The 19,584-nt window shown below is 29.7% G+C and carries 27 protein-coding genes and 1 tRNA gene; all 28 read right to left on the reverse strand.

Annotated elements, in window-relative coordinates; all coding sequences use genetic code 11:
- Window position 1 precedes the first annotated feature (1 nt).
- A complete protein-coding gene (locus HMPREF9630_RS03645; RefSeq protein WP_009527183.1) occupies window positions 2-2,008 on the reverse strand; it encodes a phage tail tape measure protein in 2,007 nt (668 codons plus the stop codon).
- A 71-nt stretch (window positions 2,009-2,079) separates the two neighbouring features.
- Window positions 2,080-2,325, reverse strand: a complete 246-nt coding sequence (locus HMPREF9630_RS03650) for a hypothetical protein (protein ID WP_009527184.1) — start codon at window positions 2,323-2,325, stop codon at window positions 2,080-2,082.
- Window position 2,326: 1 nt separating this feature from the next.
- Window positions 2,327-3,118, reverse strand: coding sequence for a BRO-N domain-containing protein (locus HMPREF9630_RS10100; protein ID WP_009527185.1), 792 nt, complete (start codon window positions 3,116-3,118; stop codon window positions 2,327-2,329).
- Between the two features lie 121 nt (window positions 3,119-3,239).
- Window positions 3,240-3,410, reverse strand: coding sequence for a hypothetical protein (locus tag HMPREF9630_RS10400; protein ID WP_009527186.1), 171 nt, complete (start codon window positions 3,408-3,410; stop codon window positions 3,240-3,242).
- Between the two features lie 143 nt (window positions 3,411-3,553).
- On the reverse strand, window positions 3,554-4,939 hold the full coding sequence (locus tag HMPREF9630_RS10465) for a DUF4236 domain-containing protein (protein ID WP_009527187.1): 1,386 nt from the start codon (window positions 4,937-4,939) through the stop codon (window positions 3,554-3,556).
- A gap of 80 nt (window positions 4,940-5,019) precedes the next feature.
- A complete protein-coding gene (locus HMPREF9630_RS10060; protein ID WP_009527188.1) occupies window positions 5,020-5,562 on the reverse strand; it encodes a hypothetical protein in 543 nt (180 codons plus the stop codon).
- A 13-nt stretch (window positions 5,563-5,575) separates the two neighbouring features.
- Window positions 5,576-6,157: a major tail protein gene (locus HMPREF9630_RS10065; protein ID WP_009527189.1), complete on the reverse strand. Its 582-nt coding sequence runs from the start codon at window positions 6,155-6,157 to the stop codon at window positions 5,576-5,578.
- On the reverse strand, window positions 6,147-6,362 hold the full coding sequence (locus HMPREF9630_RS03675; protein WP_009527190.1) for a hypothetical protein: 216 nt from the start codon (window positions 6,360-6,362) through the stop codon (window positions 6,147-6,149). Before HMPREF9630_RS03675 ends, HMPREF9630_RS10065 begins: the two co-directional genes overlap by 11 nt.
- A 2-nt stretch (window positions 6,363-6,364) precedes the next feature.
- Complete coding sequence (locus HMPREF9630_RS03680; RefSeq protein WP_009527191.1) at window positions 6,365-6,685, reverse strand: hypothetical protein; 321 nt, start codon at window positions 6,683-6,685, stop codon at window positions 6,365-6,367.
- Complete coding sequence (locus HMPREF9630_RS03685; RefSeq protein WP_009527192.1) at window positions 6,682-7,035, reverse strand: HK97 gp10 family phage protein; 354 nt, start codon at window positions 7,033-7,035, stop codon at window positions 6,682-6,684. The genes HMPREF9630_RS03680 and HMPREF9630_RS03685 overlap by 4 nt, the downstream gene beginning before the upstream one ends.
- A 1-nt stretch (window position 7,036) precedes the next feature.
- Entirely contained in the window at window positions 7,037-7,342 is a 306-nt protein-coding gene (locus tag HMPREF9630_RS03690) for a phage head closure protein (protein WP_009527193.1), read from the reverse strand.
- A gap of 8 nt (window positions 7,343-7,350) precedes the next feature.
- The gene (locus HMPREF9630_RS03695; protein WP_009527194.1) at window positions 7,351-7,617 is read right to left on the reverse strand and encodes a hypothetical protein; all 267 of its coding nucleotides are present in this window, start codon (window positions 7,615-7,617) and stop codon (window positions 7,351-7,353) included.
- Window positions 7,618-7,629: 12 nt separating this feature from the next.
- Window positions 7,630-9,000: a phage major capsid protein gene (locus HMPREF9630_RS03700; RefSeq protein WP_009527195.1), complete on the reverse strand. Its 1,371-nt coding sequence runs from the start codon at window positions 8,998-9,000 to the stop codon at window positions 7,630-7,632.
- On the reverse strand, window positions 8,969-9,547 hold the full coding sequence (locus tag HMPREF9630_RS03705) for an HK97 family phage prohead protease (RefSeq protein WP_009527196.1): 579 nt from the start codon (window positions 9,545-9,547) through the stop codon (window positions 8,969-8,971). Before HMPREF9630_RS03705 ends, HMPREF9630_RS03700 begins: the two co-directional genes overlap by 32 nt.
- Entirely contained in the window at window positions 9,531-10,730 is a 1,200-nt protein-coding gene (locus HMPREF9630_RS03710) for a phage portal protein (RefSeq protein WP_009527197.1), read from the reverse strand. The genes HMPREF9630_RS03705 and HMPREF9630_RS03710 overlap by 17 nt, the downstream gene beginning before the upstream one ends.
- On the reverse strand, window positions 10,731-12,485 hold the full coding sequence (locus tag HMPREF9630_RS03715; protein WP_009527198.1) for a terminase large subunit: 1,755 nt from the start codon (window positions 12,483-12,485) through the stop codon (window positions 10,731-10,733).
- On the reverse strand, window positions 12,482-12,841 hold the full coding sequence (locus HMPREF9630_RS03720) for a P27 family phage terminase small subunit (RefSeq protein WP_009527199.1): 360 nt from the start codon (window positions 12,839-12,841) through the stop codon (window positions 12,482-12,484). Before HMPREF9630_RS03720 ends, HMPREF9630_RS03715 begins: the two co-directional genes overlap by 4 nt.
- 90 nt (window positions 12,842-12,931) lie before the next feature.
- Window positions 12,932-13,213, reverse strand: a complete 282-nt coding sequence (locus tag HMPREF9630_RS03725; protein WP_009527200.1) for an HNH endonuclease — start codon at window positions 13,211-13,213, stop codon at window positions 12,932-12,934.
- A 55-nt stretch (window positions 13,214-13,268) separates the two neighbouring features.
- Window positions 13,269-13,406 carry a plasmid mobilization protein gene (locus tag HMPREF9630_RS10300; protein ID WP_141567346.1) on the reverse strand — a complete coding sequence of 46 codons (138 nt, stop codon included), beginning with the start codon at window positions 13,404-13,406 and terminating at the stop codon, window positions 13,269-13,271.
- A 390-nt stretch (window positions 13,407-13,796) separates the two neighbouring features.
- On the reverse strand, window positions 13,797-14,183 hold the full coding sequence (locus HMPREF9630_RS03730) for a hypothetical protein (RefSeq protein WP_009527202.1): 387 nt from the start codon (window positions 14,181-14,183) through the stop codon (window positions 13,797-13,799).
- 714 nt (window positions 14,184-14,897) lie between these two features.
- A complete protein-coding gene (locus HMPREF9630_RS03740; RefSeq protein ID WP_009527204.1) occupies window positions 14,898-15,896 on the reverse strand; it encodes a hypothetical protein in 999 nt (332 codons plus the stop codon).
- A gap of 107 nt (window positions 15,897-16,003) precedes the next feature.
- Entirely contained in the window at window positions 16,004-16,921 is a 918-nt protein-coding gene (locus tag HMPREF9630_RS03745; RefSeq protein WP_009527205.1) for an HAD family hydrolase, read from the reverse strand.
- Window positions 16,922-17,018: 97 nt separating this feature from the next.
- Window positions 17,019-17,092 (reverse strand) — tRNA-Trp (locus HMPREF9630_RS03750).
- 204 nt (window positions 17,093-17,296) lie between these two features.
- On the reverse strand, window positions 17,297-17,710 hold the full coding sequence (locus tag HMPREF9630_RS03755) for a sigma factor-like helix-turn-helix DNA-binding protein (RefSeq protein WP_009527206.1): 414 nt from the start codon (window positions 17,708-17,710) through the stop codon (window positions 17,297-17,299).
- Window positions 17,711-17,874: 164 nt separating this feature from the next.
- On the reverse strand, window positions 17,875-18,078 hold the full coding sequence (locus HMPREF9630_RS03760; RefSeq protein ID WP_009527207.1) for a hypothetical protein: 204 nt from the start codon (window positions 18,076-18,078) through the stop codon (window positions 17,875-17,877).
- Between the two features lie 59 nt (window positions 18,079-18,137).
- Window positions 18,138-18,488, reverse strand: a complete 351-nt coding sequence (locus HMPREF9630_RS03765) for a DUF1064 domain-containing protein (RefSeq protein ID WP_009527208.1) — start codon at window positions 18,486-18,488, stop codon at window positions 18,138-18,140.
- Window positions 18,489-18,506: 18 nt separating this feature from the next.
- Window positions 18,507-19,073, reverse strand: a complete 567-nt coding sequence (locus tag HMPREF9630_RS03770; RefSeq protein WP_009527209.1) for an NUMOD4 motif-containing HNH endonuclease — start codon at window positions 19,071-19,073, stop codon at window positions 18,507-18,509.
- 14 nt (window positions 19,074-19,087) lie between these two features.
- The gene (locus HMPREF9630_RS03775; RefSeq protein ID WP_009527210.1) at window positions 19,088-19,510 is read right to left on the reverse strand and encodes a single-stranded DNA-binding protein; all 423 of its coding nucleotides are present in this window, start codon (window positions 19,508-19,510) and stop codon (window positions 19,088-19,090) included.
- Between the last annotated feature and the right edge of the window lie 74 nt (window positions 19,511-19,584).

The raw sequence follows: 19,584 nt of genomic DNA on the forward strand, positions 1-19,584 counted from the left end.
ATCATATCACCCCTTGCCTTGATATAGTCCTTTGAATATACGGCATATTTTTTGTATCTTGCCTTAATGCTCTTATTTCTTGCAACAACGCAATCAAAACATCTGTATTGCCTGTTTTTTCAATAGCTTTTGCCATTATTCCGTCGAGTTTATCAATCGGCAACACTGCCTCTTTTCCCGCCTCGCCGACACCTATTACAGACGGAGAGTCAAATATACCCCCTTGAGCATACCATTTGATACCCGCTGATATTTTAGGTACTTGTGGCGGATTTAATGAGAATTTACCGCTTATACTAATGTCTGGTAAAGGTATTTTAGGTCGTTCAATGTTAGGAAATTTAAGAGGCTTTTTAAGAAATCCTGTTATTTTATCCCAAATACTTTTAAAAAAATCAAATATACCTTGAAATTTATCACTTGCATTATTTTTCAAAGCCTCTAATCCGCTAACAAATTTATCTTTTACATTACCCGCAAATTCTGACGCTCCGCTTTTCCATTCATTTACAGTATTTTTTATATTTTCTTTTGTATCATTTGCCCAATTTACTGCGCCGTCTTTTAACTCTCCCAAACCTTTACCAATATTACTAACTGCACCTGAAACCGCACCTTTAATATTGTCCCAATCTTTTACAACTCCATACACAATTAAGCCTACTGCTACCAATGCGGCGACTACTAATGCAATCGGGCCTAATAAGGATGTAAAAGACATTCCTAAAAATGTTATTCCACCTGCTCCTGCTGTTGCTGAAGCACCAGTTGCTACTGCTCCTGCTCCAAATATTGCCATTTTGCCAGTAAGAAATGCTAATCCTAATGACATTTGACCGATTGTAGTTAGCACAGGTGCTAATACAGCTAATAATCCACCCACAGCCAATACTACTGTAACGATAGTGGGATCTAATTTTGAGATTGCCTTTGCTATTTCACCTATAAAATTAACAATGCTATCCATGTGCGGAAGTAATGCTTCAGCAACTTTTGCCCCAAAAATACTCCCTATGCCATTTATTAGTCCTTTCATTGTATCTATCTTGTCATTAAAGGCATTTGCTTTGTCTAATGTTTCTTGATCCAGCACTATCCCAAACTCTTTAGCTTGTTGAGTATATTTTTTTAAATCTTCAGTACCGCCTAAGATTAAAGGATTGAGTTCTTGTGCTGATTTTCCAAATAATTTCATAGCAAGAGCGTCTCTCTCGGCTTCGTTAGGTATCTTAGATAGTGCATTAATCACATCGTAAAAAACATCATTGCTATCTCTTAAATGCCCTGTATTGTCCGTAAAAGACACTCCAAGTTGTCTAAAAGCTTCTATCTGATCCTTACTCCCAGCTTTAGCATTAGCCATATTTTTAGTTAGTTTTGCCAAAGCTCCTGCCATAGTTCCAGTAGATACGTCAATAAGGTCTTCTGCATACTTGAAAGCCTGTAGCTCTTGCGTTGATAGTCCTGTAACTTTTGCTAATGTGTTTAGGTCATCAGCTGATACTCCAGCTTTTACTCCAAGAGCAACCATTCCTGCTGTCGCCACTCCAGCTACTGCTGATAATGCTGTTAGCTGACTACCTAAATCTTTTAATTTATTTCCTGCACTTTCAAATGTTGAGCTTATTTGTCCGAATGTTGTATTTACTTTGTTTGATTGTTCTTCAAAGTTTTTCAACTGCTCTTGAGCCTCTACAATCTCTCTTTGAAGTCGCCTGTAGTCCTCTTGATTTATTTCAATCCCTTGTGACATCTTTTCTTGTGCGTCTCTTTCAGCATTTTTCAAAACTTCCAACTTATTTTTAGTTTCTTCAACTGTTTTTGCTAAAAGCTGTTGTTTTTGTCTTAAAAGGTCAGTATTTTTAGGATCTAATTTCAAAGCTTTATCAACATATTTTAATTCATTTTGTAACTTACTTGTCTCTTTATTGACTTCCTTTAATGCTCTTTGAAGTGGCAGTGTATCTCCTCCTATCTCAATAGATATACCTCTTATGTCTCCGGCCATTTACTTGCCCTCCTTTCCTGATTTTTTGCATTAAAAAACCACTCTGTTTGAGTGGTTTTCATTACCTGTTATTATGCTCTTGCTTTATCTAACGCATCATATAAATTATTTATCTTATCATCAAGTAATATGGAATAATCATCCATCATCATTACAAGTGGAAATATTCTTTGAGCTTCATACTTTAACATATTAGAATCATCATCTTTGCACAACACTTTATTGAAAAACCCTATTAATTCACTAACTAAGAACTTTACTTTTTCACTTTCAGATGATATTCTTCCTATTTCATCTACTATTTCAAGTTGTGTCATCTTAAGCTACCTCCACTTCTATTGTATATGATACTTTATATGTTTTACCGTCTTTACTTATCACACTTGGATAACTATTATCTTCTAACCAATTTTGAATTTTAAAAATAACACTTTCTTTATATTGATATTCTGTTCCTACATGCCCATTTCTTTCAAAACTTGTTAATTCTCGTTCATCATTTTCAATATCAACCTTTGATATTATTGCACCTATAGCTTTAGCATGTGGATTACCGTTTTTGGATAATACACCTAATTTCTTTGCTATTGCTGTTTTATCATATAATCTTTGCTCCTGTTCCACTCTTTCCATAGGTATTTCAAGTCCGACTTTTCCATAAAGTTGGTTTAACATATATACTTGATACTCAGGTTTCATTCCGGCTTTTTCAAGTACAGGAAGTATAGTTCTTGCAGCATTATTTATAGATGATAATTTCTCCTGTTTCTTCTTAGGTGTTTGATACTCTCCTGTCTTTCTTATTGATGGTAGGACTTCACTTGTTACCCATTTCTTGAATTTCTTAGCGTTAGGTAGTTTACTTGATAAAATTAAAGAGTATAGTCCACTTTCATTTATTACTATCATTTCACGTCTTTGACCTGATGCGGTGAAACACCTTGTCAGCTTATCATCTTCATCAACGTGTCTTTTTATTGCGTCTACTGTATCTTTGTATCCTAATCTTTCAGCAATATCTTTTCCAACAAACCAAGGTTCATTATCTATTGTTAAAACTCTTACTTGTCCAAATTCTTTATTTTCAAATATTTTTAGTTCATTATTCATTGTTTTCCTCCTCCAAAAAATAAATTCTTGAAAGAAGTTTTTCCTTGTGATACAATATAATAAAGAAAAAACTTTCTTTCTTGGAAGATTACTAATTGTCTTGGTCGGCGACAGTAATCTTCTATTTTTTTAACTCGATATCAATTTTATCATTGAGCCATTTAGTTTTTGTTATATTTTTTTGTTTTAATTGTTTTTCAAATTCTTCTAATTTCTCTCTTTCAATTAAAACTCCAAAATCCTTTAACTTTTTTCTTCGTTCTTTGAAATATTCAGCTCTACTTTTCTGCAAAATTAAAACCTCCTTTCTTGTATCTGAATACATTATATTTGTATCTGGATACTTTGTCAAGAGATTTTTTAAAAATTTTAGCCGACCACTAAAATTGCATTAAAAAAGACACCTTTTACAGTGTCTTTAAAAGTATATTTTATTTATTTTAAACCTAATTGTGCTTTTGATATCACCTTACCACCTTGAAACATCACATTTGCATTACTTATATTATCCGCTCCGTACCACATATACATTTCTGTTTTTAAATCTCCGCTTTTTATTCCTAATTCTTCAAGTCCTTTTAATTCCATATCTGCTTGAGATAGTAATTCTCCCTGAGAGCCTATTATTTTTACAACCTCATCATATGTCATTCCTGTTTGAATTTTATTAAATTCATCAAGTGTTATTTTTTCGCTTGGTGTTATAAATCTGTTACCACTAAACATACCTATCAAAGCCAAAATTATAAAAGCAGGTAAAATAAATTTAGTATAATTTATTTTCTTTTTCTCTATTTGTGGGATAGGATAAGGTACTCTGTTTTGCTTTTTAGACTGTTTTATTTTTTCTTTTTCTAAAAAATCAGATATTTCTTTTTCTCTTTCCGCTGTTTCATCAGTATTAGTAATCACAAAATTTATCAAACCTAAATTTAATTCTCTTTCTTTCAATAAATCAAATACGTGATTTTTTATATAATACTCCTTTGTAAAATTATAATTTTCAAAAAACAGAAAACTATGTCTAATCAAATCTAAACGTTCAGTATTTCTCGGATATATCTTCCCAATTATATTATTTTCAAATAATATATTTACACCTACAGCATCTTTTTGTAATTGTACTTCAAGAATAATTTGCTTTTCTACTTCATCTATATTTTTAATATATTCTCTTAATACGTCATTTATAAAATCTGAATTAAGATTATTAATATATATAGGCATTGTTTCTTTCTTTAATACTTCTTGAGTTATTAAAACAGGTTTTTCAAAACCATTTTCAATTATATCAACAAACCTTTCAGCCTGTTTAATATGTGTTTTAATATTGAATCTTAGATATCCAAGACAAGCATTTTCGCTTCCAAACATTAAAAAATTTTCTTGTATCTCTGCCCTTTCTATCTCTGATGTTTCCCATTTTTTTGTTATCTGATTACTCTTACCATAGTTATATATTAATTCAATACTATTTTCGTCAGCGTAAAACAATGTATTGTCTATGCCCAAAAATCTTATAGTAAAAGTTTTTTTCTTAGTTTCATAGTTAATAGCAGAATTATAATTATATTCGTTAAAGGCATAATCGTTATAATCATATCTTTGACTTTTATTCCTTTTAGATTTTGCTCCTGAACCTAATGTACTCGTATATGATACCCCTGTGCCCGGCACCCCTACTGTGCCTGTAACTCTTCCTTTTGAGTTCATAGTTACTCCTGCTCCTTTAGTACCTGCACTCAAACTTAAACCAGTCTTGCCTACATTTAATTTAACTCCTGAACCTAATTTTATACTTTTTCTAAAGCGAGTTCCCATAAGATTATCCCCCTTAGTATGATATTAAGATAACTATATCAAACTAAGAAAATATTTTCAATACTTTTAAGTCAAATCTTTTATACTTCCCCAAACTTCTGTTTCTTCACCATCTCCTGTGTATTGGTCGTTTTGCTCAACGAAGATATCAACGAGTTGTCCGACTGTGAGTCCGTCAAGGTCTTTAATAGCGATATTCCTTGCGAGGCAACTTGCGATAAGTCTTGACGTAGTGAGAGTATCTTCTCCTTTGTATTCTGCATCCATATCTTCGTTTTTTTTTGAAAATTCACAGAGAAAAAAGTGCCTAATAGTAATTCAAAAACAACAGGCATTATCTCATCAAGTGGGAAATTTTCAAAACTGTCAAGCCAAGTATCAGGATCGGGTATATCTTTATCAGCGTTTTTTGCTAATGCCCATATAAGATTAAACACGTCTATAAGTTGCACTCCCTTTATGTTGTGTATAGCGTCTGAGATACTGCTATCTATCATCTTATCGAATATAGGCATTATAGTTGGTATGAAGTCTTTTCCTGTCTGAGCGTTATATATTTTTAAAAAAGAGGCTGTAGCTCTCAGCCTCACAGGTTTATCATCAATTATTATCGTTTTTTCCATTTGTTTTTACTCCTTATATGCCAGGTGCAACGGCGATTGTAGGTGCGGTAGTGAAAAGATTTTTATAATTAGTGTTTTCAGAAGCTACCTCGACAAGTCCTATTTGTTTACCCGATACTTCAATGCCTGTAAAAGTCAATGATATTGTTTCTGTCATTACTTTAGGCTTTCCCGGCTCGAGTGTTTCCCATTCTTTTTTTATTGCTCCGGGAACGCAATTAAACATTATATACCTTGTATCTTCCTTATCGCCTTTTTCTTGAAACAGTAAGGTAATAGGCTTAGCCTGTACCCCTTTTATCTCTATAAGTTCTCCATTTGAGCCGTTAGCATATCCAAGCACATTCTTTTTAAATTCATCAGTGAATTTTGCGATATTAAGGTCAAGAGTATCACCGCTTGAAAGGTTGAATGTATGGTATTCGGAATCATCAGCTATAAAAGTTGTTGTTTCAGTTTTTAAATCTCTGCCAAGTTTTACCGCACCTGGCAAAGCTACAGGCACTGCCCATTCAATTACACCGCCTGTTTTTTCTGTGCCTATCGAATAATGCACTAATTTAAGACCGTAAGCTACTTTATTTTTATTTGCCATTTTTCTTAGCTCCTTTCTTTTCTTTAACTTCTTCTTTTATTTCTTCTTCATCAATTAATTCAACAAGAGGGATTTTTAATCCATCTTTTTCATAGTCTATAAGTTGCTTTGCTCTTTCTTCTGTCACTTCAAACACATCTCCTATGCATCTGAATATATTTTCTTTCAGATCAGTAAATCCTACTATAGTCTTTACTATTTTCATATTTAACCTCCTTGTACTGTTACAAAATAAATAACTTGATATAATTGTTCTTCTTCAATATAAATTTCGCTTGATTCCCAAGGTATATCATATTCATCAAAGACTTCTTCTATTTTTTCTTGTGTATCAAAGTCTTTTTTATTTGTGTACAATTCTATTTGATAATTTGTATATTTTTCATAAACTTTATTATCTGCAAAAGTATTATCAGTATCTACAGCTAAATAAACCAAATAGGGTGGCTTTGGTGGTGTTTTAAATGAATGATATCTGATTGGAAATCCTAAGCTTTTTAATATATTAATTAAATTTTTTCTTGTCATATATTACGCTCAACCTCCTGTATAAACATTCTATTTGCTTCTTGCTCAATTGGTGCAACAAATCTTTTACCTTGCACTCTTCCACCATTTTTCTTAGCATGCCCATATTCTAATAGGTGAGTTAGTCTATAATGTGGAGCCTTTACATAAACTATATTTCCTTTTGAAAACAAGCCATGCACTTTTTTACTACTCCAGGCTTTAGCATATTTCCCTGTCTTTTTTGGTGATGCTGCTTTTAACTTAGATACAGTTTCTTTTGCTGTTTTATCTGATGCTTCTTCAAGAACTTTTCTTGCATGTTCTGAATACTCTTCTAATATGTTTTGTATTTCATTACTAATATCCATATTAAACACCTACTTTTTGAGATAAGGTAAGTTCAATTTCATCTACTCCAGTTTGATAAGTTTTCAATATATCGTATGATTTACCTTTATAAATAGCTTTGTCTTCACCATTATATTCAAAACTATGAACAATAACTATATAACCAAGCTTAAATCCTTGTGCTCCTGCTTTATAAAATTCATCTCTGTTTACTGATTTTTCTCTACAAAGTATTGATTTTTCTATTTCTGTTTCTTGCTCAATTAAATTATCATCAGTTGTTATTTCTTTTGATATTAGTATAATCTCATTATTATATCCAAACATAACAGCACCTACTTATTATGCACTAATAAATTATGCATTCTAAATTGTAAATCTCTTGGCATTGCACCATCTTTGTCTCTACTTAAATATCTCCAAGCACAATAATCAGCTATGAATAAAACATGATTATCATTTTTTGATTCTAATTTTAAACCTTTTTCATCTTCAAGTTCTTTTATTGTGGCTTTTATGATTGCAGAAATATAGGCATCTCTTACATTTGTTGAGATGCCTAATCTATATTTAGTTAAATCTAAAAGGATTTTTTCATCCATTTATATCAACTCCTATAATCCAGGATTAGCTGTATCAGGTGCAAATGTTACTGTTTTTGTTGGTGCTACATTTTTTATATTAAAATGAACAAATGCTTCTCCTATAATTGGAGTACCATCATATCTTGCTGTGCCTTTAAATACTGTTTGGTCTTGTATAAATCTAACTTCTTTTGATTCACCAAGAGATATTCCTTTTCTTTCAGCAAGTAAATATCCTTTAAAATACCCACCAATAACATCTCCATCTGGAACAAATTCAAGTATTATTATATCTCCACCTATTATAGGCATAGTTTTTTGTGCTGATGCAACTAAGGCTCCTGCTGCATTAAATGCTATAGATTTTTGTAAGAATATTGTTGCTGTATTTGAATTCATTACCCAAGTTTTTTGAGAATCTGGTATATAATTTGGTTTAGCTGCTGATGCAATTCCAATTATATCAGAAAAGAAAACTTCTGCTGTGCTTGCACCTGCTGGGTCATATTGCTTTACATTTGTAATTGATAGATTTACCCAAGGTCTATCAGTAGTAATCCAAGTATCTGGTTTAGATGCTTGATGTAATCTTGTAACTATTCCTGTAGCCATTTTTTTACCAGTTCCATATAATATACCCTTATCAAGAGCATATCCTATAGCTTGACCTAAAGCATCTATTATTTCATTAGCCAAATCTATATCAGAATCTTCCAATGTAGCATTACATATTGCCATAAATCCACCAATTTTATATCCATCAACCTCTGTCATATGGAATTGTAATTCTAATTCATTTAATGTGCCACAAGCTTCCATCCACACACCTTCTGGTACAGCACCAGCAATTAAAGCTCTTGCTTTTCCGGATGTTGGTTTCTTATATACTCTATTTATTAATTTAGAATATCTATGGATTTCATCTCTTATTAATCCAATCATTACTGTTGGAATAGTAAGTTCAGCACCTACAATTGATTTGTCTTTTCTTGATATCAATGAACGTACTTGTGTAAGCAAATCCTTTACATCATCTCTTTGAACAAGATCGTGAATTTTATCTCTTGTAAATATCATATTATTTTCTCTCCTTTGTATTACTGTTGTTTTGTTATCTTTTCTTTGTGGATCTTGTTTGTCTATTTCTTCAAGCTCTGAATCTATTTCATTTATTTTTGATTGTAAATTCTGCTTTTTATCTTCAAGTTCTTTTTTATCATTTTCAAACTTTTCTACTTCTTCCTCAACAAGTTTTGTTTCATCTTCTGCCTTAGCTTCTTTTATTGCTTCCTCAAGTTCTTTTTCTCTTGTTTGTATTTGTTCATCTTGAGTTCTCAAAGAATTCAACTCATTTTGTAAATTTGTTTTTTTATTGATTAACATTAGTTTCCTTAGTGCCATTTTTAAGCCTCCTTAATAAATTTTCTTTTATTATATTTAATTTTTTACTTTCATATTGTTCTAAATCTTGTTTTCTTGCCTGTACGCTTGTTTGAGGATAGGCTGGAAATGTACAAACAGATATTTCTCTTAAATCCACATCTTTTAGAGTTATAAGAGTTGAGCCATCGCTATTTGTTAAATATTCTTCATCATTTATGATAAAACCAAAAGAGCACTGGTCTATATCACCTCTTTGCACTCTACTGTAAAGGTCCATTGCTGCTCTATCATTTTCATTTACTTTTATCTTTCCATATAGACCTTTATCATCAATTATTATTTCAAGTGTATTTGATTTTGTCCTACCAAGAACGAGGGTATCATCATGGTTTATTAATGCTCTTACATCCCCAATACTTTTAAAAGCACTATTTGCTATTTGCTCATTAACTCCTGGCCATAATTCAGTAGGGGAGTTAAATACTGCAAAATATCCCTCTATTACTTTTTCACCCTCTGTTTCTGTTCGTATTTCTAAATTTTGAGATTTACTCATCCTTAGCATTATTATCACCTCCTTGAAGTAATTTTAATTGGTCCCCAAGCTTGTCTTGTGGAATATAATTTTCAAGAGCCAAAAGTTCTTCCATGTCTTCTCTTGGACTCATACCAAGCCAATTTCTTAACTCATTTCTGCTCATGGCCATAAGCTTAACCATTTCACCACCAGCACCTACCATTTCAGTTAATGAGTAATTGTATAATGAGCGTGGATTGAATTTAAAATATAAGTTAGGACTGTATAATAATTTTTTTGTCAATTCTTGTTCTATTACTTGTGCTATAGGTAATATAGTTGTATCAACAAAGTTGTTATACTCATCTTTATTAAATTCTCCTACCCCTAAGAAAAAAGCTGGTACTCCTATAAGTCCAGCTATTGTTTGTTTATCTAATTTAACAGTATCAGTTATAGCCAAATCTTGTAATGATAAAGGTTTTAATGTATCTACTTTTATCATATCTGCTGGAATAACCCAAGGTTTGCCAGCTTGACTATCCGATATATATCTTTTTAATATTTTTTCTCTACCATCTTCTGATGCAAATTCATCTGTCATAGCATCTACTGATATTATCACGGATGGTTTCCATTTATCAGACATAAACCCTTTTTTAGTTTTTGTAGCTTGTGCTAATGTTTCTACTAAATCTTTAAGCTCAACTGTAAAGCCTTTACCTTTCCAAGGTTCATTACTTGCTGGATTATAAGCAAAGTGTAATACATCATCATTTGTATAATCCTTACCATTTATATTTACAGTATATGGCTTATCATTTACTAAAATATTGACTACACCAGGCTGTATGGGAATTAAATCATCAATTAATCCTGCACTGTCTATTTTAGGAAATACAATACTATTTCCTTTTCCCTCTAAAAGCATTGTTGATACTATCCAGTATATAAAATTTTTCCTTGTCATATATGAGCAGGGATTTACATCTAATTTTCTTGATAGTTCATTTTTTATTCTATTATCACCTTTTTCACCATTTTCCATAAGGTATATGGTCATTGATGATATGAGATTTGCTATTTTATGAACACAAGTTCTTATTTCTGGATTTGTATCAAGTCTTTGATATCCACTTATACATAAAGTATCATATGCATCTGTAGTTAAAAACCATGGATGAATTGGTTCAGCTCTTGCTTTTGATTTTAGTTTTTGAAAAAAATTCATTTAATTTCCTCCTTTTAGCCAATCATTTGCTTTTTGACTTTTCTCTTTACTTTTTATTAATCTGACAGTTGCAAAAATATCAGCATCAAATAGATCTATCCTTTGTTTATATTCTGTTTTTTCATATTGAATTGCATCATCTGTTTTATCTATAGCTCTAACATTTTTTACACAATATTCATATGCTTGTGAGCCTAAATAATAGAATTTACCATCAATTGATTTTTTCTCTATTCTTTTAAATCCTTGTGATTTATTAAGATATAACTGTGGCTCATCAACTACAGAAAAACCTGCTTTTTTCATTCCTGTATAAAATTCTTCTGCAAATTTCCTATCATATCCTACTTGACTTATTTTAAAGCCTAATTTTTTCATATATAAAAACCAATTTATCAAATCTGAATAATTTATAGTTGGAGTATTACACATTGTTAGCCAGCCATCATCTTTCCAACCAAAAAGTGGAATATTATCCTCTTCTGCTTTTCTTGCTGCTTGTGTGATAGGGAAAAATGCATGTGTAATAGATATATCTATGTCTTTATATTCTCCATGTAAGGCTGTTGCTGATAAATCATAAAGTTTAGAACAATCACATCCACCAGTCCATTTAATTTTTAGACTTGCTAAATATTTTAATTTTTTATCTAAATCCCAATTAGGATTTATTTTTAATTCTTTTTCTGATTGTGTATTTGAGTATCTAAATACATCTATATCAAAATATGCATTCATAGCAGCAGTATATATATTTAATTCTTTACTGAAAAAATCTTTTCTTTGTTGTGGGTCATTTTGTGCTTGTCTTGCTGAATTTAAAATATCTTCTGGTCTTATTGTTATGTTGTAATTAGGATTTGCTTTTTCATGCTCTATTGGATTAAGATAATCAACATTGCCTTTTTCATCTTTATCAGCACATGCAATAAACACATAGTATTCTTCATCAGTAACAGTCTTATCAAGTATTTTCATACAGTATTGTAATCTGTTATAACAAAATGAATTCATATTATCTCCAGCTGTAGTTATACCTATCATAAGCTTATTTGTATATGCTTTCATTGCCTCTTTGATAATATTGTATTGCTTAGGTGATTTGTATGCATGTAGTTCATCAGCTATCCCAACATTACAGTTTAATGAGTCTTGTCTATCCGGATTTGCTGCTAAGGCTTTTATATAAATACTTCCATCACCTAAATCACCAGTAATGCTATGTTCTTGATTGTTATCTAAAATTCTAAAATTATCTTTTTCTCCAAGCTGGCCAAGATTAAAAAGTATAAAATTAAATGATTGCAAAGATTGTTCAAGTGCCGCACCAACTATATATATTTTACTTCCTGATTTTCTATTAAGTAGTGCTAATGCCCAAGATAAAGCAGCAACAAATCTTGTTTTTCCATTTTTACGTGGTATGAATATAAAAGCCTCTTTATACCTTCGTATTTTTGTACCTGCTTTATAAAATCCAAGTAGATTATAGATTATAAATTTTTGCCAAGGTTCCAATAAAAAAGGCTCACCTTGTAGTGGTGTGCCATCTAATTTTTCTCCTTGATCATGTACAAAAGTTTTTTCTATGATTGCTATAACTGTTTCAGCATCTTTAACTTTAAAATCATAATCTTTATTATTCAAATCATCTAAAAATCTTTGACATCCTTGTATTTGCTCTTTGTTTGCGAGTTTTTTCCCAGTTATAATGTCATTTGCATATTGTTTTACTAAATCAAAATTCTTTTTCATTCTAAACTACCCAATATGTCAGCAAGTTTTGATTTGCTTTTATTTTCTGTTGTTATTGACTCTAAACCTTTTGGATTTAGTCCAAGATTTGTAGAATAAGTAGCAATATCTTTTCTAAGAGTTTCTAAAGTAGCAACTATTGATGATTTTTTCTCTCCACCTGCTGCGGTAAAAGATACACATTGATAGTTAGATTTTTTATATTTTTCAAGAGTTATTTCATAATGAAAAATTAAATCTGATAGTATTTCAATATTTAAATCATATTCTTTTTTATAAACTCCCAAACCTTTCATATCTTCTATAATTTTCAATTTTATATTTTCATCTTTTACTGGCTTTTTTGGTCTTGCCACTTTTTATCCTCCTTCCTAAAAAAGATTTAAAAAACTCGCTCTATTGGAAAAAGTTACCCCCACCCGGTCCCCAAAGACCCTGGAGGGAACTCAGGAAGAGGGGGGATACTTCCTGCTCCTCAAATCCAATCCCTTGTCGCTCAACTCATTTGTAACCCTGTTATGCATTTTATTATGACAATCACCACATAAACTAATTAAATTGTGGCTATCTAATCTTTTTGTCTTATCTTCTGAAATAGGTATTATATGGTGTACTGTATCTGCCTTAGTGCTTTTTCCATATCTCTTACATTCCTGACAAAGATATTCATCTCGTCTAAGAATTTTCTTTTGTTTATTCTTCCATGCTGTTGATTTATAAAAATTCATATCATTCACTCCAATGAAAAAACCGCTATGTAATCACATAACGGTTTTAGTTAGATTATTTGTTTTTGTTAATATCCTGCAAAGCTAAGTTGATTAGATAGTTACTTACACTTCTGTTCTCCTGCTTTGCTTTTTCTTCAATCATCTTTTTAGTTTCTTCGTCAACTCTTATTTGTATGGTTGTATTTTTCATCTTACTATTACCAAATATAAACCAGCAACTACAACAAATAATCTAAATAATTCAAACAACAACTTAAATATAGATTTTTTCATATTTGACGAAATGGACAATTTATGCTAATATATTCTTAGTAGAAAGGGGATTTCTCCCCTTTAGCTACTGCTTAAAAATCATTCTTATCACTGCGATAAGCGTTCCGATTTCTAAGGCTAACTCTGTAAGTGTTCGTACCACTTTGCAGAGTTTTTTTATTTTTTCTTCTAACTTGTCCATCTCCCCCTCCTTTCTATAAAACTATTATATCATAAATGTAATTACATTGTCAATACTTTTTTGAAATTTTATTTATTTTTCAATAAAAAAGAACCCTGTTAAGAGTTCTTTGTATTCTATAGCTGATTAAGGTCTAATTGTGCAAACTGCTTCTAAACTTCCAGTATTTTTCTCATTTATATCCTCTATAAGTTTATTTATATCATTACATAATTTATAAACTATATCATCATTGATATTTAAAGGTTTATCATAAAAATCAAAGCTTTCACTATAAATGTCATTACTTCCTAAATTAATCGGCAAGACTGGTCCAGAATGATAACAACCATATGACTTTGAAAAAAATATTCGAACATTTTTCTTCTTATTTTCTAAAATAAAAACGAAATATTTCGAGACAGTTGTTAATTCTCTTATTATTTTTTCATCAGTAATAAGGATCCAATCTTTTAATTTACTCAATTTGTTAAAATCAAATTCTTTATCAGAAATTATATATATACTCCTCATATAATATTCCTCCCTCTGTAATTATTTTTTTATCTACCCATATTATAGCAAAAAAGCCTTGAGATTGAAAGATTAGTTTGTAAATAACTGTTAAAATAATTTAGTTCAATCTATATAATATTTAAAAACAATAAAAAAATTTCTCAGTATATAACAAATACTTAAAATAAAATTAATGAAAAATGCATATATTATTGTATTAATAAATATATCCATGATTTTTGTCATATTTATAGTAGCTATACAACTTAAACAAACACATAGAACAGATAATAGTATAGTAAATGCTGAAATATAAAAAACCCTTTTTAATATATTATAAGATAGTATATCATTATTATGTGTTTGCAGGTTAGTTTTTTTTATTTCTATTTCCATTTTTACTTGTTTTATTTTATCAATTAAAATAGTTAATAAATTAAAAAGAAAGCCTATTTCTATGGCATTTATACTTATTAAAACATTTATTTCATCTAAAGTTAATTTATGCCTTAAGGCTATTGCAACTCCCATTATAAAAGGAATAACATAAAAAATCATTATATATGCTATTTTTTGAAAATGGTCAAATTTATCAAAAATATATTTTAAAAAATTAGTAAATTTAAAAATGTTTAATGAACTCACATTGCTTAGAAATAAAATTGTGGAAATCCCTATTACTAAGACCATTAAGAAATAATATATATTCGGGCTCATTAGTATCACTCTTTTCTATTGAAATTTAAACATCTCCAAATAAATTTTATTCCAGTTTTTTATACTTTCTAAATTAACTGTACCATCATTATCAAATTCCAAATCTTCATCTGATAAATCCATGCTAAATCTTGAAGTATTATTTATATTGGACAGTTTTATTACCTTTTTCTTATTATTAAGTGCAATTTCCGTTTTAATGTCATCTGGTGTATCTTCAAAAACAGACACGTAAGTAAACTTTTGATTTGGTGTAAAGATATCTTTTATATTCTCTAAAGTATTTTTTTCTTCTTTTATAGAATAACTAAGAGTTCTTGTTATATCTTTCATTGTGTCGTCAATATTAGAATCGGATTCTTTTTTCTTATTTGTTTCTAATTCATCCGCCTCATCTTTAGGTATTCCTCTTTTTATAAAACTTATTTTTTCAACTGGGCTTTTTAAGATAGCTTCATACCATGAATATGGCATAAGTCTCTCAAAATTAATTTTAGCTGGATATATAATCTCTTCCTCTTCATTTCTCAAAGAAAACTTATCTTTTATTTGATCTGAAATAAACTTTTTAAAAGGATCTGTCATGTTTAAATGAATTTTATGATGTATACCTAAAATTATATAATCCAATCCATCTATAAAGCAAATAGAATAATAAAACTTAACAAATTCAGTATCATCAAAATTCTTTATCGTTGAATTATTACCATCTTTAGAAACTATAGTAGAAGTTTCCCCATAATATCCAGTATCCATAAATCCGTATAATATTATTGCATTTTTTGATGATATTAAAGTTTCTTCCATTTCTATGTTATTAACTCTACAACATCTTTTACTTATCTCAAAATTCGATATATTATTTTTTAAAAATTCTAATGATTCTTCAAAAAAATTAATATTGCTTCTCTCTTTATTTTTATATAAAATTTCTCTAATATATTTCATTTTATTTTTCTCTCTTTTAGGAGTTTTTATATTAATTCTATATACACTAAATTTATGATTTTCCATCTTAAAACCTCCATCAAAATTATTTTTTATCTACAAGTATTATAATAAAAAAGACTCCAATTAAGAAGTCTTTTTTATTATAATATTAAATTTTAATGGAGTCATATCTAATCAAGCAGATGCTTAGGTGTTTTATTCTCTGCATATTGAGATATTTTTTCTTTTTCTTCTTTTCTTATTCTCTCTGCAAAATCAGTTATTTTATTACATAACCACATATATGCTGTTGTTCCTTCACTGTAATCTGCTTCCGCATACATATTTACTCTTCCATCTATTCTCATTTGTTCTACTTGTTTCATTGCTTTCATATCTCCTTTGGGATAGATTGCAAATGTTGCACCTTTATTTTTATTTACAACGGAAAATGCTGGAATATCACTTGGTCCATCAGCTACATATACCATATTTATAAAATGCACTCTTCTGTGTTCCTCTGGTATTTTAGTGTTTACTTCTACTCCCTCATGATGATTTACACCTTTATTTATTTCAAATAATGCCCTTGTCTTGCTTGTATTATCTATTGTATAACCAATTTCACTTATTATTTTATTTCCATTTCCATCTTCTGCTTCAATTAACTCACAACCCCAAACACCTTCTACATATTCCATAACATTAGAACCTTTTATAATTTGTGTTAAACCTGTACTAACTATGTAATGTTCTACCTTTATATCATATTCTTTATATATATCATTTTCTTCTATGAGTGTTTTGGTTTTCTTGAATATTTCAGGTATTCCAGAATAAAATTTTAATTTTTTTCCAAAACCTTTGAGCATTTCATTATTCAAACCCTTAAACTTTTCTTCTTTTGTATATTTTATAAGCTGATTTAAATAAATTGTGTCTGGATTTACTTTTATTCCTTGCTCTTTTTTATATTTTTCAGGTAATTCATTAACTTCTTTCCAAAATTCACTCCCATTTATGTTGAAATGGCTAAAAATAGGGTCTTGCATATATCCATCAACTAATGTTTTGTCAAAATCCCAAACTATAGCTATTATATTTGCCATTAAAAATCACTCCTAAAAATAATGTTAGTTATATTATATCAAAATAATTGAATATAAAATATATTTTTTATTAATTTTGTTAAGTAAATTTTTTCATTGGCAGGAGTAAAAGGACTTGAACCTTTACTGACGATTTTGGAGACCGTTATGCTACCATTACATCATACTCCTAAATTAAGATACCGATGAAGATATCTTAATTAAATATATTTTTCTTTGGAGGTTTTATGCCTAATTTTCTCATTGGATTTTGCAAATAAGTAGGTTTTGTATATACACTAATTTATTCAGCTATTAAAAGCTACAACATCAACTTTTTACAACCTTTGCTTATTTGCAAAATTTCACAATAACATAATATCACATAACTATGGGTCATTGTGGGTCAACTTTTAAAATTTTTTCAAAAGCCTTTCTTTTCGTTCTTTTTACTGTACTGTAACTCCTATTTATTTTTACAGCTATCTCCTCATTATTCATTTCCTCAAAGAAATACATTTGAATTATCAGATATTCCTCACCAAATAATATTTTTTTAAGCTGCTTATTTAAGTATTCTTTTTTATCACACAACTCATCAATATCAGCTGTTATCTCTCTTTCAAGGTCAATTATCTTATCAACTGTATTGGTAAAATCACATTTTAAAACCCCTGACAGCTTTTCCTTTGAATAATCAATTCCCTGTAAGGTCTTATAATACCTTCTGACTTGTGCTAATTCTCTTTCCTTTGCATCAATAGTTCTTGATAATTGCCTTATATTAAATAGATCTTCTTTTATACTCAAGCACTCACCTCATTTAATTTTTTAAGAATAGAATTAAAAATCATATACTTAAACTTTAAATCTCCAAGCTCTTTATTTATAGCATCAATAAACATTTCATAATAATTATCTCTTGTAACTATTGTTTTTACTCCTTTGTATTTTGTTTGTGATAGATTTTATTTTTACTCATTTTCTTCAAACTCCTTAACAGCATCATTTAACAGCTGTTCATATTTTTGTATCTGTAATTCTATTTTTTCATTTTGATTTTCTAATTTTTCTTTCAAGTGTGGATTTTTCCACGCTAAATATTTGTTTTTGTCTATATCTGAATATAAACTATATATTTTATCTTGTACTGCTTTTTTTATTAATTCTTTATTCATATGCATTACCTCTAATCAATATCATCTGTTTTTAAACCTAACAGCTTGTGTTATAAATTTCATTGCTTATTGCCATAGTACACCTCTATGAAGTCATAATCTTTACCATATATGACCTTGAATAACTTTCTTTTGATGATATACTCTTTTGTCTTGTAGCCTTTTACATCTTCTGCTATCCATCGTTGTTTTTTATTGTCATAGTATACGAAATCGGCTTTGTATGTTACTGCTCTCTCGTCTTTTTGTTTCTTTATTAGCTCAAAAGGTTTTTGTAATCTTAAATCGCTTATTTCTCCTGCTTTTTCTAATAGCTTAAGCTCTAAGTATCTTTTAGCTTCTTTCTTGCTGTCAAACTTTATATCATCAATTACTACTTTTTGATTTGAATACTTGTTATATCTATACATCCATATCTCCTTTTGTTTTTAGAAACCTATAACTTCATAAACTTCTCCATTAATATCTTTTATATCTTTATTTTCTTTTAATCTTCCACTTACATATCCTTTATTTCTCTTTAAAAATATTGAAGCTTGAGCCATAGACCTAAATTGAAATATATTTCCATTATTTTTTAATGTTATTTTTTCCTGATAAGCTAAATCATTATTAAATGCATGTTTCACATTATCTGCCAAACTTAGCCATTCCAAATTATCTATTCTATTATCAAACCTATTACCGTTTTTATGATTAACTGTCATATTATCATTTTTGCCATAAAATGTAGCACAAACAAGCCTTGCCACTAAGTAGTCTATAGCTTTTTTATTTTTCCATAAAGTAACCTTGTATCCGCTCTTGTCTGGTATCTTTGTTTTATTTTTTAATATTCTACCTCTCCACATTCTTGTACCGTGTCTTGTAGATTGCGTTATTTTGTTATCTACCGTTCTTATTCTACCTAATGTTGATGCTTGATATATCCCTTCATAATCAGGTATATCTTTCCATTTTTCATTAGGTAAGCAATATATATCAAAATCAAACATTGTAAAATCCTTTCTCAAAATGGTGTTTCATCGTCATTAACAGCTCTATATCCCGCATCGTCCAAATCACTAAAATCATCTTCACTTTGATTATCTTGATTTCCTTGTTGTTTCTTATCTCCATAGTCTATGAACTTCACTTCTTCGGCAATTATCTCTACCGAGTATCTTTTTACTCCGTCCTTGTCTGTATAGTTGTTGTTTTGTAATCTGCCTCTTATTGCAACCATTCTGCCTTTTGCAAGATAATTGGCACAAGTCTCCGCTCTTTTTCCCCATACAACTATGTTGAAAAAATCAGCAGTAACTTCAGCGTCTTTTGCGGCAAATGCTCTGTCAACAGCTATTGAAAATCTCGTTACAGCATTACCTGTAGATGCAATATACCTAAGCTCAGGGTCTCTTATTAATCTTCCAATCATAATAACTGTATTCATTGTAATTTCAATCCTTTCATCATTTCGCTTATGTTAGCGATATGTTATATTTATTCGTTTTCAATCCTTTCATA

It is taken from the genome of Peptoanaerobacter stomatis (assembly GCF_000238095.2).
Taxonomy (GTDB): Bacteria; Bacillota; Clostridia; order Peptostreptococcales; family Filifactoraceae; genus Peptoanaerobacter; species Peptoanaerobacter stomatis_A.

What these genes read in the sequence shown, in the direction of transcription:
- HMPREF9630_RS03645 (WP_009527183.1), bottom strand. Translation starts at nt 2,008, where the DNA reads ATGGCCGGAGACATAAGAGGTATATCTATTGAGATAGGAGGAGATACA.
- HMPREF9630_RS03650 (WP_009527184.1), bottom strand. Translation starts at nt 2,325, where the DNA reads ATGACACAACTTGAAATAGTAGATGAAATAGGAAGAATATCATCTGAA.
- HMPREF9630_RS10100 (WP_009527185.1), bottom strand. Translation starts at nt 3,118, where the DNA reads ATGAATAATGAACTAAAAATATTTGAAAATAAAGAATTTGGACAAGTA.
- HMPREF9630_RS10465 (WP_009527187.1), bottom strand. Translation starts at nt 4,939, where the DNA reads ATGGGAACTCGCTTTAGAAAAAGTATAAAATTAGGTTCAGGAGTTAAA.
- HMPREF9630_RS10060 (WP_009527188.1), bottom strand. Translation starts at nt 5,562, where the DNA reads ATGGAAAAAACGATAATAATTGATGATAAACCTGTGAGGCTGAGAGCT.
- HMPREF9630_RS10065 (WP_009527189.1), bottom strand. Translation starts at nt 6,157, where the DNA reads ATGGCAAATAAAAATAAAGTAGCTTACGGTCTTAAATTAGTGCATTAT.
- HMPREF9630_RS03675 (WP_009527190.1), bottom strand. Translation starts at nt 6,362, where the DNA reads ATGAAAATAGTAAAGACTATAGTAGGATTTACTGATCTGAAAGAAAAT.
- HMPREF9630_RS03680 (WP_009527191.1), bottom strand. Translation starts at nt 6,685, where the DNA reads ATGACAAGAAAAAATTTAATTAATATATTAAAAAGCTTAGGATTTCCA.
- HMPREF9630_RS03685 (WP_009527192.1), bottom strand. Translation starts at nt 7,035, where the DNA reads ATGGATATTAGTAATGAAATACAAAACATATTAGAAGAGTATTCAGAA.
- HMPREF9630_RS03690 (WP_009527193.1), bottom strand. Translation starts at nt 7,342, where the DNA reads ATGTTTGGATATAATAATGAGATTATACTAATATCAAAAGAAATAACA.
- HMPREF9630_RS03695 (WP_009527194.1), bottom strand. Translation starts at nt 7,617, where the DNA reads ATGGATGAAAAAATCCTTTTAGATTTAACTAAATATAGATTAGGCATC.
- HMPREF9630_RS03700 (WP_009527195.1), bottom strand. Translation starts at nt 9,000, where the DNA reads ATGGCACTAAGGAAACTAATGTTAATCAATAAAAAAACAAATTTACAA.
- HMPREF9630_RS03705 (WP_009527196.1), bottom strand. Translation starts at nt 9,547, where the DNA reads ATGCTAAGGATGAGTAAATCTCAAAATTTAGAAATACGAACAGAAACA.
- HMPREF9630_RS03710 (WP_009527197.1), bottom strand. Translation starts at nt 10,730, where the DNA reads ATGAATTTTTTTCAAAAACTAAAATCAAAAGCAAGAGCTGAACCAATT.
- HMPREF9630_RS03715 (WP_009527198.1), bottom strand. Translation starts at nt 12,485, where the DNA reads ATGAAAAAGAATTTTGATTTAGTAAAACAATATGCAAATGACATTATA.
- HMPREF9630_RS03725 (WP_009527200.1), bottom strand. Translation starts at nt 13,213, where the DNA reads ATGAATTTTTATAAATCAACAGCATGGAAGAATAAACAAAAGAAAATT.
- HMPREF9630_RS10300 (WP_141567346.1), bottom strand. Translation starts at nt 13,406, where the DNA reads ATGAAAAATACAACCATACAAATAAGAGTTGACGAAGAAACTAAAAAG.
- HMPREF9630_RS03730 (WP_009527202.1), bottom strand. Translation starts at nt 14,183, where the DNA reads ATGAGGAGTATATATATAATTTCTGATAAAGAATTTGATTTTAACAAA.
- HMPREF9630_RS03740 (WP_009527204.1), bottom strand. Translation starts at nt 15,896, where the DNA reads ATGGAAAATCATAAATTTAGTGTATATAGAATTAATATAAAAACTCCT.
- HMPREF9630_RS03745 (WP_009527205.1), bottom strand. Translation starts at nt 16,921, where the DNA reads ATGGCAAATATAATAGCTATAGTTTGGGATTTTGACAAAACATTAGTT.
- HMPREF9630_RS03760 (WP_009527207.1), bottom strand. Translation starts at nt 18,078, where the DNA reads ATGAATAAAGAATTAATAAAAAAAGCAGTACAAGATAAAATATATAGT.
- HMPREF9630_RS03765 (WP_009527208.1), bottom strand. Translation starts at nt 18,488, where the DNA reads ATGTATAGATATAACAAGTATTCAAATCAAAAAGTAGTAATTGATGAT.
- HMPREF9630_RS03770 (WP_009527209.1), bottom strand. Translation starts at nt 19,073, where the DNA reads ATGTTTGATTTTGATATATATTGCTTACCTAATGAAAAATGGAAAGAT.
- HMPREF9630_RS03775 (WP_009527210.1), bottom strand. Translation starts at nt 19,510, where the DNA reads ATGAATACAGTTATTATGATTGGAAGATTAATAAGAGACCCTGAGCTT.